Raw genomic sequence first — 14102 nt, 5'->3', positions numbered from 1 at the left:
AGGAGGACCGGCGCAGCCGGTCCGGGGGACATTCGCGGAACAGAGCGCCCTGGCGCCCGATCCTCGCGAAGCAGCCGCCTGAACCGCGAACGCGAACGACAACCGCTAGCGAAACACAGGGGGCGGTCAGCCCATCCTCTCCCGCATCCAGACAACGCACCGATCCGCGTTCAACCCCGGCACCGCCACCGGTTCCACGTGAAACACGTCAATCGTGGGCGGCAGGGCCAGCAACTCATCCAGGGGATGCTTGCCCTTCAAGGCCATCCACATGCCCCCGATCTGGAGCGCCGACCGTGACCACTGAACGAAGTCGGACAGGGAAGAAAACGCGCGCGACGTCACGACGTCGTAGCCTTCCTCCCCCCGCCCCCGACTCAAGGACTCCACCCGCGCGTGCAGTCCGTGCAGATTGACCAGCCCCAACTCCGCCGACACCTGCCGCAAAAACGCCGCCTTCTTGGCCACCGTGTCCACGCAGGTCACCTCGATCTGCGGACAGGCGATGGCGATCACCACCCCCGGCAGGCCGGCGCCCGAGCCCACGTCGAGCAGCCGCACCGGTCGGCCATCCGTCTCCCTCAGCAAGGGGCCGACCACCGCCAGGCTGTCGAGCAGGTGGTGGGTCAGCATCTCCGTCGGCTCGCGCACCGCTGTCAGGTTGTAGACCTTGTTCCACTTCTCGATGAGCGCCAGGTAGGCCAGCAACATGTCCACCTGCTCATCGTCGAGCGACAACTCCAGCGCCTGCAGGCCGATCTGCAGTTCGTTCCGCAAGCCATCCGTCATGGCGTCTCAGCCGTGGCGCGGGCCGAGGCCAGGCCGCCGTAGCCACCCTTCTTCAAGTGGATCAGCAGGAGCGAAATGCTGGCAGGCGTGATGCCCGAGATGCGCGAGGCCTGGCCCAGGGTTTCTGGCCGGTGCTTGGCCAGCTTCTGCCTCGCCTCGAAGGACAGGGAAGAGACCTTCAGGTAGTCGATGTCCGGCGGCAGCTTCATGTGCTCGTAGTGGGCGGCTCGCTCCACCTCGGCCTTCTGCCGGTCGATGTAGCCGCTGTACTTGGCCGCGATTTCCACCTGCTCGATCACGGGCTCGGCCAACTCGCCCAGGGTTTCACGTGAAACCGTGTCGCTGACGAAAGCGCCGCCGTTCATGCCGACGAGGGAGGCATAGTCCACCCCGGGCCGGCGCAGCAGATCGAACAGGTTGTGCTCGTGCTCGATGGCCTTGCCCAGCACACGCTCACCCTCCTCCGCCGACAGGATTTTCGGGTTCACCCAGACCGATTTCAGGCGCTCGGTTTCACGTGAAACCGCATCGCGCTTGCGGCTGAAGGCGTCCCAGCGCGCGTCGTCGATCAGGCCCAGGCGGCGGCCGTCCTCGGTGAGGCGCATGTCGGCGTTGTCCTCGCGCAGCTGCAGGCGGTACTCGGCGCGGCTGGTGAACATGCGGTAGGGCTCGGTCACGCCCTGGGTGACCAGGTCGTCCACGAGCACGCCCAGGTAGGCCTGGTCGCGCGAGGGCAGCCAGGCCGCTTCGCCCCGGCACTGCAGGGCGGCGTTGATTCCGGCAAACAGGCCCTGGGCCGCAGCCTCTTCATAGCCGGTGGTGCCGTTGATCTGCCCCGCGAAGAACAGGCCGCCGATCTGCTGGGTTTCGAAGCTGTTGCGCAGCGAGCGCGGGTCGAAATAGTCGTATTCGATGGCGTAGCCCGGGCGCAGGATGTGCGCGTTCTCCAGCCCGGGCATGCTGCGCACCAGCGCGTATTGGATGTCAAAGGGCAGGCTGGTGGAAATGCCGTTCGGATAGACCTCGTGCGTGGTGAGGCCCTCGGGCTCCAGGAAGATCTGGTGGCTGTCCTTGTCGGCGAAGCGGTTGATCTTGTCTTCCACGCTGGGGCAGTAGCGCGGGCCCACGCCCTCGATCTTGCCGGTGAACATCGGGCTGCGGTCAAAGCCGCTGCGGATGATGTCGTGCGTGCGCTCGTTGGTGTGCGTGATCCAGCAGGAAATCTGCTGCGGGTGCAGGCCGGCATGGCCCATGAAGCTGAACACCGGCACCGGGTCCAGGTCGCCCGGCTGCTCGGTGCATTTCGACCAGTCGATCGTGCGCCCGTCCAGGCGCGGGGGCGTGCCGGTCTTCAGCCGGCCTTGCGGCAGTTTCAACTCCTTGAGCCGCGCCGAGAGCGACACGGCCGGCGGGTCGCCCGCGCGCCCCGCGCTGTAATTGTTCAGGCCCACGTGGATCTTGCCGTCCAGGAAGGTGCCCGCCGTCAGCACCACCGCGCGGGAGCGGAAGCGAATCCCCACTTGCGTCACGGCGCCCACCACCCGGTCGCCCTCCACCATCAGGTCGTCCACCGCCTGCTGGAACAGCCACAGGTTCGGCTGGTTCTCCAGCCGGCGGCGGATGGCCGCCTTGTAGAGCACGCGGTCGGCCTGGGCGCGCGTGGCGCGCACGGCGGGGCCCTTGCTGCTGTTGAGGGTGCGGAACTGGATGCCACCCTCGTCCGTGGCGATGGCCATGGCCCCGCCCAGCGCATCCACCTCCTTCACCAGATGGCCCTTGCCAATGCCACCGATGCTGGGGTTGCAGCTCATCTGGCCCAGGGTCTCGATGTTGTGGGTGAGCAGCAGCGTGGCGCAGCCCATGCGGGCGGCGGCCAGCGCGGCCTCCGTCCCAGCGTGGCCGCCGCCAACGACGATGACATCGAATTCCTGGGGGTACAGCATCTTGAAGAACTCCAAAGCCCGCGGCGGCACGGAACCGGCGCAGGCAAGCCCGCGATTGTCCCATCAAGGGGGAAGTCCTGCGCGAGCGCGGGCACCCCACCCCGCTCACGCAGAAATCCGGCGCGGGGGCGGTGCCAGAATCCGCCCCATGAGCACGCCGACCCCCCTCCTCGTTTTCGCGGGCAGCACCCGCGCCCAGTCCCACAACCGCAAGCTCGCCCGCATCGCCGCCGAACTCGGCCGCGCCGCCGGGGCCCAGGTCACGCACCTGGAACTGGCCGACTTCGAGCTGCCGCTCTACAACGCCGACCTCGAAGCGCGCGGCACGCCCGAGGCCGCGCGCCGGCTCAAGGCCATCTTCCACGCCCACCCGGCCTGGGTCATCTGCTCGCCCGAGTACAACGGCAGCTACACCGGCCTGCTCAAGAACACCATCGACTGGGTGTCCAGCCCCATCAAGGGCGACCCGGAATGGTCCAGTGGCAGCAAGCCCTTCGCGGACAAGGTGGTCGGCCTGCTCAGTGCGTCGCCCGGCGCCCTGGGCGGGCTGCGCAGCCTGTCGCACCTGTCGCCGCTGCTCCTGAATCTGCAGTGCTGGCTGACGCCGAAGCAGTACGCGCTGAGCAAGGCCGGTGAGGCCTTCGACGACCAGGGTCAACTCATCAGCGGCCTCGCCCAGGCCGCCGTGCAAGGCGTCGTGGAGCAGGCGCTGCGCGGCGCGCGCAAGCTCCACGCACCGGATTGAGCATGGACTGCCGCCCCGGCTGCGCGGCCTGTTGCACCGCTCCCTCCATCAGCAGCCCCATGCCCGGCCTGCCCCAGGGCAAACCGGCCGGCCGGCCTTGCCCACACCTGGACGCGGCCCTGCGCTGCCGCCTGTTCGGTCGACCCGATCGACCCGCTGTGTGCGCCTCCCTCAAGCCGAACCTGGAGATGTGCGGCAGCGAGCGCTCACATGCCATTCACTGGCTCGAGCGCCTCGAGCGGGCGACAGCTCCCTGATCTGGATCAAGGCCGGCGCGCGGCACCCGACGTCCAATGGCGGGGAACATCATCGTTCACTGATGGAGACCACCATGACCCGCAACGTCGGCACCATCGACCGGGGCCTTCGCATCCTCGTCGGCCTTGTCCTCATCGCCCTGGCCGCCACCGGCACCGTCGGCTGGTGGGGCTGGCTGGGCGCCCTGCCCCTGCTCACCGGCCTGATGGGCTGGTGCCCGCCCTACGCCCTGTTCGGCATCAGCACTTGCAAGACGCGCAGCTGAACGCGCCGGCTTGTCGCTGGTCGGACAGCGCAGGCCGTGTCCCAGCGCCTAGAGTGCGTGTCACGCCGCCCCTGAGAGGCGGCGCCGGAGACACGCCATGCACATCCCCTCCCTGAAAGAAGTCGTCAGTGCCGAAGAATGGGCGCTGCGCTGCGACCTTGCCGCCTGCTACCGCCTGGTGGCGGCCTATGGCTGGAGCGACCTCGTCTTCACCCACATCAGCGCCAAGCTGCCGGACAGCGTCACCGGCGGAGAACACCACTTCCTCATCAACCCCTACGGGCTGATGTTCGACGAGATCACCGCCAGCAGCCTGGTGAAGGTGGACATGGCCTGCAACAAGCTGCACGACACGCCCTTCCCCGTGAACCCGGCGGGCTTCGTCATCCACAGCGCCGTGCACGAGGCGCGCCCCGAGGCGCAGTGCGTGCTGCACACCCACACCCGCGCGGGCGTGGCGGTCAGCGCGCAGAAGCAGGGCATCCTGCCGATCAGCCAGCAGAGCAGCTTCGTGCTGGCCTCGCTCGCGTACCACGCCTACGAAGGCGTGGCCTTCCGTCCGGACGAGAAGCCGCGCCTGCAGGCCGACCTGGGGAAGGCCAACTACCTGGTGCTGCGCAACCACGGCCTGCTCACGGTAGGCCGCTCCATCGCCGACGCCTTCCTCTCCATGTACACCTTCGAGAACACCTGCCGCATCCAGATCGACGCGCTGGCCGGCGGCGGCGAACTCACCCAGGTGGACCCCCGCATCCTCGCGGGCATGGCCGACGTCATGCGCGTGGCCACCGCCGGCCAGGGCGCGCAGATCGCCTGGCCCGCGCTGCTGCGCAAGCTCGAGCGCATGGATCCGTCGTACAGGACCTGAGGGCGCGCCTCAGCGCGCGGCCACGAAGGCCGCCATGCCTTCAAGCACCGTGCGCAGGCGCATCAGCTCGCGCGAGGTGTCGAGCCGGCGCGACCAGGCCGCGATGCGCGAGACGCGCTGCAGGCGCGGCAGCAGGTGGGCGATGAAGTCGCGCAGCGCGCGGGCCTGTGACTCGTTCACGTCGGCGTAGGCGTCCAGCACGGCGTGCACGGCCGACGGGCCCAGCGGCTCGATGAGCCGCGCCAGCGAAAGCAGCAGCTGCAGCACGTCGTAGCGCTGCACCATGTCGAGCGCCAGCCCGGGCACCAGGGGCTCCTCGAAGTCCAGGCGCGCGAAGCGCTCGCCGTCCCAGGTGATGTTGCGCGCCTGAGCGCCGCCGTGCCATTGGCCGCGCGCATGGAAGCCCGCCAGGTCGGCGGCGGCTGCGCGCATCAGCGGCAGGCGCTCCCCGGGCGCGCGCTGAAACAACAGGTGATCCAGCGTCGGTCCCACGTCGCTGGTGACCAGGGTGTCGCCATCGAAGCCGATCACGTGCGGCACATGCTCGCCCACGGCGGCCAGGGCCAGCAGGCGCTCGTGCTCGTGCGCCAGCAGGGCGCGCGGATCGGTCTGGCGCGCGGCCGCCCAGGGGATGGGCACGCCAACGAAGTGCGCGAAGAGCCACACACCCGCCGACTTGCGCCAGCTTCGCAGCGGGCGGTCGGTGGTCTTGGTCCAGGTCCGGGTGCCGTCGAGGGTGGTGCTTGGGGAACTCACGCGCGCGATTATCCCGATCGGGCCGCCCTCCCCCGGATCAGGCGTCGGCGTAGCGCGCGAGTTCCCAGGCACTCACCTGCGCGTGGTACTCCGCCCACTCGGCGCGCTTGAGCATCAGGTACTGCTCGAGCAGCGGCTCCCCCAGAGCGGCGCGCAGCGCGGCATCACCCTCCAGCGCCAGCAGCGCGTCGTGCAGGTCGCGCGGCAGGCACTCGGGCAGCGGCTCGCCGCGCGCGTGGCGTTCGTACAGGTCGTCCTTGCAGGGCCTGGGCGCCACCAGGCCCTGATCGATGCCATCCAGCCCAGCCGCCAGCGTGGCCGCCAGCGCCAGGTAGACGTTGCAGCTCGGGTCCGGCAGGCGCCACTCCAGCCGCCCCGCCACCGCGCGCAGCAGGCAGGTGCGGTTGTTCTCCCCGATGGCCTTCCACACCGGCGACCAGGTGGTGCCCGACGCGCTGCGGCTCGCGGCCAGGCGCTTGTAGCTGTTGACCGTGGGCGCGCACAAGGCGGCCAATGCGTCGGCGTGATGCAGCAGGCCGGCCGCGAAGCGCCAGCCCGTTTCGCTCAGGCCCAGGGCGCCCGCGCCGTCGGCCATCAGCGGTACGCCGCTCCCATCCGTCAGACTCACATGGAAATGCAGTCCACTGCCCGGCGCGCCCGCCAGCGGCTTGGGCATGGTGGAGAACACGCTGCCATGGCGCTCGGCCACGGCCTGCGCCGTGAGCTTGAAGAGCTGGTAGCGGTCGGCCGCGGCGAGCGCGTCGTCGTGGCGGTAGTTGATCTCGTACTGCCCGACGGCGTCCTCGTGGTCCATCTGCTGCAGCTCGAAGCCCAGCGCCGTGAGCGCCTGGCGCATGTCATCGAGGAACCCCAGGTTGCGGCCGATGGACCGCAGGTCGTACGAGGGCTTGGCCAGCGTGTCCTGCGCATCGGCCACGCCCCAACCGCCGTCCGCCCCGCGCTTCAACAGGAAGAACTCGGGCTCGATGCCGACCCACAGCGTCCAGCCGCGCTCGCGCAGCCGCGCCACCTGGCGCTTGAGGGCGCCGCGCGGGTCGGTGTCCAGCGGCTCGCCGCCCGCGAAGCCATCGCACACCGCGTGCGCCACGCCGGGCATGAAGGGCAAGGGACGCAGCGTCTCGGGCAGCACGCGGCCGAAGTACTCGCTGCGCGCGCCCATGCGCGGCAGTCCGGTGCCCACGATGCTGGGACCCGCGAAGCCCGCGCCCACGGCCACCGCGTCGGCCAGGCCTTCCAGCGGCACCAGCTTGCCCTTGGGCGTGCCCAGCAGATCGGTGAAAGTGGCCAGCACCGAATGCACGCCCTGGGCCCGCAGTTCGGCCGCGCGCGACTCCAGCGCATCAAGCGCCCGGCCCAGGCGCGCCGCGCTGTCGTTCAAGCGGCCACCTCGGCCAGGGCGGCATCGAAGACCGACAGCCCCTCTTCGAACACCGCGTCCTCGATGGTCAGCGGGAACAAGAAGCGGACCACGTTGGCATTGACGCCGCAGGTGAGCAGCAGCAGGCCACGCTTCAACGCCGCCATCTGCACGTTCTTCGTCGTCTCGGCGTCGGGCGCGCCAGTCTTCGGGTCCACGAACTCGCAGGCCACCATGGCGCCCAGGCCGCGCACGTCACCGATGCGCTTGTGCACGGCGCGCTTGGCGGCGAGGTAGGCGATGAGCTTGTCGCCCAGGTGCTGGGCGCGCTCCACGAGCTTTTCCTCCGCCATCACGTCCAGCACCGCGTGCGCCGCCGCGATGGCCAACGGGTTGCCCGCGTAGGTGCCGCCCAGGCCGCCGGGCGCGGGCCCGTCCATCACGGCCGCCCGGCCGCACACCGCCGACAGCGTGGTGCCGCCGGCCATGCTCTTGGCCAGCGTCATCAGATCGGGCTTCGCGCCGAAGTGCTCCATCGCGAACATGCGCCCGGTGCGCCCGAAGCCGGTCTGCACCTCGTCGGCGATGAGCAGGATGCCGTGCGCGTCGCACAAGTCGCGCAGCCACTTCACCGCCGCGGGCAGGACGGGGTTGAAACCGCCCTCGCCCTGCACCGGTTCGAACACGATGGCGGCGACCCGCCGGGGCTCGATGTCGGCCTTGAACAGGTGCTCCATGGCCTGCTTCGCCAGCTCGAAGGAATCGGCGTGCATGGGGAAGGGCACGTGGTAGACCTCGGGCGCGAAGGGCCCGAAGCCGGCCTTGTAGGGCTGCACCTTGCCCGTGAGCGACACCGCAAACAGGCTGCGCCCGTGGAAGGCGCCACCGAAGGCGATGATGCCGCTGCGCCCCGTGGCCGCGCGCGCGATCTTCATCGCGTTCTCGATCGCCTCGGCACCGGTGGAGAAGAAGGCCGTCTTCACCGGCCCGTCGATGGGCACGATGGCGTTGATGCGCTCGGCCAGCGACACGTACTCGGCGTACGGCACCACCTGGTAGCAGCTGTGCGTGAAGCGCTGCAACTGCGCCGCGATGGCGGCCTGCACCTTGGGGTGCACGTGGCCCGTGTTGAGCACCGCGATGCCGCCCGCGAAGTCGATGAAACGGCGGCCCTCGATGTCCCACAGCTCGGCGTTCTTCGCGCGCTCGATGAAGAAATCGCCGAACACCCCCACNNGAACACCCCCACGCCGCGCGGCGTGGCCGCGAGCCGGCGCTGATGCCAGGCGGCGTTGGTGTGCGGGGCGTTCAGGGTCTCGGGCTTCTGCGGGGCGTTCATGGCGCTCTCCTCAAATAGGGCTGTCGATCCGTATCCACGTGGTTTTCACTTCGGTGTACTTGTCGAAGGCGTGCAGCGACTTGTCGCGGCCCACGCCGCTCTGCTTGAAGCCACCGAAAGGCACGGTGATGTCGTCCTCGTCGTACTGGTTCACGTGCACCGTGCCCGCGCGCAGCGCGCGCGCCACGCCATGCGCCTTGTTGATGTCGCGCGTCCACACCGCCGCCTGCAGGCCGTAGATGTTGCTGTTGGCCTGCTTCACCACCTCGGCCGCGTCGGTGAAAGACAGCACCGACAGCACCGGGCCGAAGATCTCCTCGCGTGCAATGGTCATGTCGTTCTTCACGCCGTCGAAGATGGTGGGCAGCACGTAGCAGCCACCCTTCACGGGCTCGGCCGCCTCGCCGCCTGCCAGCAGCTTCGCGCCCTCCTTCTTGCCGCTGTCGATGTAGCGCAGCACGGTGTCCATCTGCGTCTTGTCGACGATCGCGCCCATCACCGTGGCCTTCTCCAGCGGGTTGCCCGGCTGGTACTGCGGCACCAGCTTCAGCGCCTTCTCGAGAAAGGCCTCCTTGATGGACGCTTCCACGAACAGGCGCGAGGGCGCGTTGCAGCTCTCGCCCTGGTTGAAGAAGATGCTGCCCACCGCGGCCTCCACGGCCTTGTCGATGTCGGGACAGTCGGCGAACACGATGTTGGGCGACTTGCCGCCCAGTTCCGTCCAGGCGCGCTTGAGGTTGCTCTGCCCCGCCATCACGTGGATCTGCTTGCCCACGCGCGTGCTGCCGGTGAAGGCGATGCAGTCCACGTCCATGTGCAGCGCCAGCGGGCTGCCGGCCTCGGGGCCGAAACCCGGCACCACGTTGAACACGCCCGGCGGAATGCCGGCGGCCAGCGCGAGTTCGGCCAGGCGCAGCGCCGTCAGCGGGCTCTTCTCGCTGGGCTTCAAGACCACCGAATTGCCCGCGGCCAGGGCCGGCGCGATCTTCCAGGCCGCCATGATCATGGGGTAGTTCCAGGGCACGATCACGCCCACCACGCCCAGGGGCTCGCGCGTGATCAGCGCCAGCGCCGTGTCGGGCGTGGGCGCGATCTCGTCGTACACCTTGTCGACCGCCTCGCCGTACCAGCGGATGCAGTTGGCCGCGCTGTTCACGTCCACGGCACGCGCGTAGCGAACGGGCTTGCCCATGTCCAGCGTCTCGGTCAGCGCGAGTTCGTCGGCGTGCTGCTGGATCTGGTCGGCGAAGGCCTGCATCACGCGCTTGCGTCTGGCCGGCGGCAGGCCGGCCCAGCGGCGGTCCTCGAAGGCCTCGCGCGCGGCCGCCACGGCGGCATCGATGTCGGCGGCCTGTCCGCGCGCCACGGGGGCCAGCAGGCGCCCGTCCACGGGCGAAAAGCAGTCGAAGGTCTGGCCGTCGCGCGCGGCAACGCGCTCGCCGTTGATGAAGGCGCGGCCGTCGAGGGACAGGGAGGGGGCTTGGAGCGAGGTGGTGGTCATGGCGAGGGGCGCGCAGGGAACAACAGTGGTCCCATGCTACGCCCCTTGGTCGTTGGCGTGAACAGCCACTTTGCGCAGGGGCTGGCCGTCCACTGGGTCGCTCAACCCCGGATCGCCGCCGCCATCTCCCGCTCGCGCTTGCGCGTGGCGCGCGCCACCCACACCGCGTAGGCCACCACCACGATGGTCACGGTCACGATGAGGATCGTGGCCGCCGCGTAGATCGTCGGGTTGATGCCCCGGCGTGCGTAGCCGAAGATCACCTGCGGCAAGGTGCTCACGCCCGGGCCGCTCAGGAATTCGGTGATCACCACGTCGTCGAACGACAGCGTGAAGGCCAGCAGGAAGGCCGCCAGGATGGCCTGGAAGATGTTGGGCAGCGTGACCAGGAAGAACACCTGGTGCGGCCGGGCGCCCAGGTCCATGGCCGCCTCCTCGATCGAGCGGTCCATCTCCAGCAGGCGGCTCTGGATCACCACCATGCCGTAGGCCATGCCCAGCAGCGTGTGGCCCAGGACGATGGTGAGCATGCCGCGCTGCGGCCAGCCGAAGAGGTTCTGCGCCCCCACGAACAGCAGCAGCAGCGACAGGCCGGTGATCACCTCGGGCATCACCAGCGGCGCGTTCACCATGCCGCTGAACACCGTGCGGCCCAGGAAGCGCCGGTAGCGCACCAGCACGAAGGCCGCGAAGGTGGCCAGCACCGCCGACAGCAGGCCCGTGACCGCGGCGATCTTGAGCGAGAGGAAGAAGCCGTCGACGATCTTGCTGTCGTTGAGCAGGGCCTCGTACCAGCGCATCGAGAAGCCGGTGAAACGCGCGTCGGTGCGCGTGCTGTTGAACGAGAACAGCACCATGAAGGCCAGCGGCAGGTACAGGAAGCCGAAGACCACCAGCAGCCAGACCTTGCCGAAGTGCTTTTCGAGGACGGGTTTCATGCGTGTGCCTCCTCAGCGTTTCTCGGCCTGCTCGCCCGCGTACTTGTAATAGAACGCCAGCGGAATCACGATGATGGCGATCATCACCACAGCCAGCGCGGTGGCCTTGGGCCAGTCGTTGGCGGTGAACATCTCGTCCCACACCACGCGGCCGATCATGTAGTTCTCGGGTCCGCCCAGCAGCGAGGGGATCACGAATTCGCCCACGCAGGGAATGAACACCAGCATGAAGCCCGCGATGATGCCGGCCTTGGACAGCGGCACCGTGACGAGCCAGAAGGCCTTGAACGGCGTGGTGCCCAGGTCGTATGCGGCCTCCAGCAGGCGGAAGTCCATCTTCACCAGGTTCGCGTACAGCGGCAGGATCATGAAGGGCAGGTACACGTAGGTCATGCCCACCAGCATGGACACGTTGGTGTACAGCATTGGGATGGGTTCGCTGGTGATGCCCACGGCCATCATGAAGCGGTTGATGACGCCCTGGTCGGCCAGCAGGCCCTTCCACGCGTACACACGCAGCAGGAAGGATGTCCAGAACGGCAGCATCACCAGCAGCAGCAGGGCGGGCCGCACGCTGGCCGGCGAGCGCGCGATGAAGTACGCGAAGGGGTAGCCGATCACCAGGCAGAAGATGGCCGTGAGCAGCGCGTACCAGATGGAGCGCAGGTAGGAGTCGATGTAGAGCGTGCGAAACAGCGGTGCGCCCTCTTCCGTGCGGAAGATGTCGAGGTAGTTCTCGTACTTCAGGTGCAGCACGCCGGAGACCGGGTCCCACAGCGGCTTGAAGGGGCTGATGTCGCCGCCCATGTCCACGAAGCTGATGTACAGCAGGATCAGGAAGGGCAGGAAGAAAAACAGCAGCAGCCAGCCATAGGGCACGCCGATGACGAAACGCTTGCCGGGCATGGGGAGGTTCATGGTCAGTCCCTCAGAACGACGCCCGCCGTGTCGGACCACCAGAAGTTCACCTCGTCCTCCCAGGTGATGTCGGAGAGGTCGTGGCGCGAGGTGTTGGCCTCGGTGATCTTCACGCGCTGTCCGTTGGCGGCCTGCACGATGAAGGTGTTGTGCGCGCCGAAGTAGGCGATCTCCTTGACTTTGCCCTTGAACACGTTGGGACCCGCGTCGGGCGGCGGCGGCGCCTTGCTGATCTCGATCTTCTCGGGCCGCACGGCCAGCGCCACCGGCATGCCCAGGGTGCCCGGCATGCCGTGCCCCACGTGGATCTCGCCGATGCCGCTCGCCACCGCGCAGCGGTCGGGCTCGTCCACGCTGAGTTTGCCCTCGAACAGGTTCACGTTGCCGATGAAGTCGGCCACGAAGCGGTTCACCGGGTGCTCGTAGATCTCGGCCGGCGTGCCCACCTGCAGCACGCGGCCCTTGCTCATGATGGCGATGCGGCTGGCCATGGTCATGGCCTCTTCCTGGTCGTGCGTCACCATCACGCAGGTCACGCCCACCTTCTCGATGATGTTGACCAGCTCGAACTGCGTCTGCTCGCGCAGCTTCTTGTCCAGCGCGCCCAGCGGTTCGTCGAGCAGCAGCAGCTTGGGCCGCTTGGCCAGGCTGCGCGCCAGCGCCACGCGCTGCTGCTGTCCGCCCGAGAGCTGGTGTGGTTTGCGTTTGGCGAACGGCGTGAGCTGCACCAGCCCCAGCATCTCGTCGGTGCGCTGCTGGATCTCGGCCTTGGGCAGGCCCTCGCGCTTCAAGCCGAAGGCCACGTTCTCCCACACCGTCAGATGAGGGAACAACGCATAGCTCTGGAACATCATGTTCACCGGTCGCTCGTAGGGCGGCACCGCCGCCACGTCCTGCCCGCCGAGCAGGATGCGCCCGGACGTGGGTGTCTCGAAGCCCGCGAGCATGCGCAGCAGCGTGGACTTGCCGCAGCCCGAGCTGCCGAGCAGGGCAAAGATCTCGCCCTTGCGGATGGACAGGGACACCTCGTCGACGGCCAGCGCTTCGTCGAAGCGCTTGACCACTTTCTCGGTCACCAGGTAGCCGGGGGTATCGGACATGAAGGGGCCTCCAGAAAAGCGAAGGGGCTGTTCGTCCTGGTGGATGAACAGCCCCGGTGTGTGCCGAGCGGGTGCCGGACTTACTTGCCGCGCTTGAACGCGTTGTAGGTGTCGTTGAGGGTGCCGGAGATCTCGTTCGAGAAACCGCCCGTGGGGATCAGGCGCGCCGTGTCCTCGGGGCCCAGGAAGATGGTGTTGTTGCTCTTCACCTCATCCTTGATGTCGGGCAGCGCGGCCTTGTTGCCGGTGGGGTAGTTCATCTCGTTGGCCATGGCGGCGGCGTTGGCGGCGCGCAGGTAGAAGTCGATGAACACGTGCGCGTTGTTCACGTGCTTGGCGTCCTTCGGAATGGCCATGGTGTCGATGAACACCAGACCGCCGCCGGTGGGCAGCAGCGGCACGATCTCGTCCTTGCCGCCGGTTTCCTTCACGCGGTCGGCGGCGATGTTGATGTCGCCCGACCAGCCGATGAAGGCGCAGGCCTTGCCGCTGGCGATGTCGTCGATCATGGTGCTGGAGAACAGGCGCACGTCCTTGCGCACCTTCATCAGCATCTCACGCGCGGCCTTGAAGTCCTCGGGGTTCTCGCTGTACGCGGGCTTGCCCACGTAGTGCAGCGCCACGGGCAGGATCTCGCTGGGCGAGTCCAGGTAGGCGATGCCGCAGGAGCGCAGCTTGCTCGAGTACTTCGGGTCGAACACCAGGTCCCAGGCGTTCTCGGGCATGGCCATGCCACCCAGCGCCTTCTCGACCTTCTGCTTGTTGATGCCCACGGTGGTGAAGCCCCAGGCCCAGGGCACCAGGTGCTTGTTCTCCGGGTCCACGCCGGCGATCTTGGCCATGAAGTCCGGATCGAGGTTGCCGTAGTTCGTGAGCTTGCTCTTGTCGATGGGCTGGTACAGGCCGCCGTCGATCTGCTTCTTGGCGAAGCCGGCCGTGGGGATCACGATGTCGTAGCCCGAGTTGCCGGCCACCAGCTTGGCGTGCAGGGCCTCGTTGTTCTCGAAGGTGTCGTAGTTCACCTTGATGCCGTACTCCTTCTCGAAGTCGGCGATGAGGGTCTCGGTGATGTAGTCGGGCCAGTTGTAGACGTTGAGGACCTTCTCGTCGTCGAGCACCGGGCCGGCCGGGGCGGGCGCGGGCGCCGGGGCGGTGGCCACCGGTGCCGGTGTGGGGGCAGGAGCGGGCTCCTCCTTCTTGCCGCAGGCGGCGACCATCACGGCCGCCATCGCGAGAACCAGAACGTGCTTCTTCATGGTGATGCTCACTCCAAGGGAGGTGGGTTGGGACCAAAACCGCTCATG

At 68.2% G+C, this 14102-nt stretch carries 13 protein-coding genes and 1 pseudogene; 4 read left to right on the top strand and 10 right to left on the bottom strand.

Translation table 11 applies throughout. The annotated features are described in order from the left end of the window. Nucleotides 1-126 precede the first annotated feature (126 nt). Nucleotides 127-789 (bottom strand): 16S rRNA (guanine(527)-N(7))-methyltransferase RsmG, encoded by a 663-nt coding sequence (gene rsmG / locus GTO19_RS04330; RefSeq protein WP_291017475.1) that lies wholly within the window; start codon nt 787-789, stop codon nt 127-129. Beyond that, nucleotides 786-2732, bottom strand: coding sequence for a tRNA uridine-5-carboxymethylaminomethyl(34) synthesis enzyme MnmG (gene mnmG, locus GTO19_RS04325; RefSeq protein ID WP_291017472.1), 1947 nt, complete (start codon nt 2730-2732; stop codon nt 786-788). The genes rsmG and mnmG overlap by 4 nt, the downstream gene beginning before the upstream one ends. Before the next feature lie 148 nt (nt 2733-2880). Between mnmG and GTO19_RS04320 the strand changes: the two genes are divergently transcribed. From GTO19_RS04320 to GTO19_RS04305, 4 genes are all read left to right on the top strand, one after another. Next, on the top strand, nt 2881-3477 hold the full coding sequence (locus GTO19_RS04320) for an NAD(P)H-dependent oxidoreductase (RefSeq protein ID WP_291017470.1): 597 nt from the start codon (nt 2881-2883) through the stop codon (nt 3475-3477). A gap of 2 nt (nt 3478-3479) precedes the next feature. Beyond that, on the top strand, nt 3480-3734 hold the full coding sequence (locus GTO19_RS04315) for a YkgJ family cysteine cluster protein (protein WP_291017468.1): 255 nt from the start codon (nt 3480-3482) through the stop codon (nt 3732-3734). A gap of 74 nt (nt 3735-3808) precedes the next feature. Next, the gene (locus tag GTO19_RS04310) at nt 3809-4000 is read left to right on the top strand and encodes a DUF2892 domain-containing protein (RefSeq protein WP_291017466.1); all 192 of its coding nucleotides are present in this window, start codon (nt 3809-3811) and stop codon (nt 3998-4000) included. Between the two features lie 97 nt (nt 4001-4097). Continuing rightward, a complete protein-coding gene (locus GTO19_RS04305; RefSeq protein WP_291017464.1) occupies nt 4098-4868 on the top strand; it encodes a class II aldolase/adducin family protein in 771 nt (256 codons plus the stop codon). Between the two features lie 9 nt (nt 4869-4877). On the opposite strand, the gene GTO19_RS04300 is transcribed toward GTO19_RS04305, so the two are convergent. From GTO19_RS04300 to GTO19_RS04265, 8 genes and pseudogenes are all read right to left on the bottom strand, one after another. Next, nucleotides 4878-5624 (bottom strand): hypothetical protein, encoded by a 747-nt coding sequence (locus GTO19_RS04300; RefSeq protein ID WP_291017462.1) that lies wholly within the window; start codon nt 5622-5624, stop codon nt 4878-4880. Nucleotides 5625-5661: 37 nt separating this feature from the next. Continuing rightward, on the bottom strand, nt 5662-7023 hold the full coding sequence (locus tag GTO19_RS04295) for a type III glutamate--ammonia ligase (protein ID WP_291017459.1): 1362 nt from the start codon (nt 7021-7023) through the stop codon (nt 5662-5664). Next, nucleotides 7020-8341, bottom strand: a pseudogene (gene gabT / locus GTO19_RS04290) (4-aminobutyrate--2-oxoglutarate transaminase). Before gabT ends, GTO19_RS04295 begins: the two are co-directional and overlap by 4 nt. 10 nt (nt 8342-8351) lie before the next feature. Continuing rightward, nucleotides 8352-9842: an aldehyde dehydrogenase gene (locus GTO19_RS04285; RefSeq protein WP_291017457.1), complete on the bottom strand. Its 1491-nt coding sequence runs from the start codon at nt 9840-9842 to the stop codon at nt 8352-8354. Between the two features lie 101 nt (nt 9843-9943). Then, nucleotides 9944-10780, bottom strand: a complete 837-nt coding sequence (locus GTO19_RS04280; RefSeq protein ID WP_291017455.1) for an ABC transporter permease — start codon at nt 10778-10780, stop codon at nt 9944-9946. Nucleotides 10781-10792: 12 nt separating this feature from the next. After that, entirely contained in the window at nt 10793-11698 is a 906-nt protein-coding gene (locus tag GTO19_RS04275) for an ABC transporter permease (protein WP_291017453.1), read from the bottom strand. A gap of 2 nt (nt 11699-11700) precedes the next feature. After that, a complete protein-coding gene (locus tag GTO19_RS04270) occupies nt 11701-12798 on the bottom strand; it encodes a polyamine ABC transporter ATP-binding protein (RefSeq protein ID WP_291017451.1) in 1098 nt (365 codons plus the stop codon). Nucleotides 12799-12878: 80 nt separating this feature from the next. Continuing rightward, complete coding sequence (locus GTO19_RS04265) at nt 12879-14054, bottom strand: extracellular solute-binding protein (protein WP_291017448.1); 1176 nt, start codon at nt 14052-14054, stop codon at nt 12879-12881. Nucleotides 14055-14102: the final 48 nt, after the last annotated feature.

Source organism: Hydrogenophaga sp. (genome assembly GCF_011772445.1).
Taxonomy (GTDB): Bacteria; Pseudomonadota; Gammaproteobacteria; order Burkholderiales; family Burkholderiaceae_C; genus Hydrogenophaga.
The sequence above is the reverse complement of the archived record's forward strand: the minus strand, read 5'-3'. Positions and strand labels throughout refer to the sequence as shown.

Coding starts and splice junctions, on each gene's coding strand:
- GTO19_RS04285 (WP_291017457.1), bottom strand. CDS start 9,842: ATGACCACCACCTCGCTCCAAGCCCCCTCCCTGTCCCTCGACGGCCGC.
- mnmG (WP_291017472.1), bottom strand. CDS start 2,732: ATGCTGTACCCCCAGGAATTCGATGTCATCGTCGTTGGCGGCGGCCAC.
- rsmG (WP_291017475.1), bottom strand. CDS start 789: ATGACGGATGGCTTGCGGAACGAACTGCAGATCGGCCTGCAGGCGCTG.
- GTO19_RS04265 (WP_291017448.1), bottom strand. CDS start 14,054: ATGAAGAAGCACGTTCTGGTTCTCGCGATGGCGGCCGTGATGGTCGCC.
- GTO19_RS04270 (WP_291017451.1), bottom strand. CDS start 12,798: ATGTCCGATACCCCCGGCTACCTGGTGACCGAGAAAGTGGTCAAGCGC.
- GTO19_RS04305 (WP_291017464.1), top strand. CDS start 4,098: ATGCACATCCCCTCCCTGAAAGAAGTCGTCAGTGCCGAAGAATGGGCG.
- GTO19_RS04320 (WP_291017470.1), top strand. CDS start 2,881: ATGAGCACGCCGACCCCCCTCCTCGTTTTCGCGGGCAGCACCCGCGCC.
- GTO19_RS04275 (WP_291017453.1), bottom strand. CDS start 11,698: ATGAACCTCCCCATGCCCGGCAAGCGTTTCGTCATCGGCGTGCCCTAT.
- GTO19_RS04310 (WP_291017466.1), top strand. CDS start 3,809: ATGACCCGCAACGTCGGCACCATCGACCGGGGCCTTCGCATCCTCGTC.
- GTO19_RS04280 (WP_291017455.1), bottom strand. CDS start 10,780: ATGAAACCCGTCCTCGAAAAGCACTTCGGCAAGGTCTGGCTGCTGGTG.
- GTO19_RS04315 (WP_291017468.1), top strand. CDS start 3,480: ATGGACTGCCGCCCCGGCTGCGCGGCCTGTTGCACCGCTCCCTCCATC.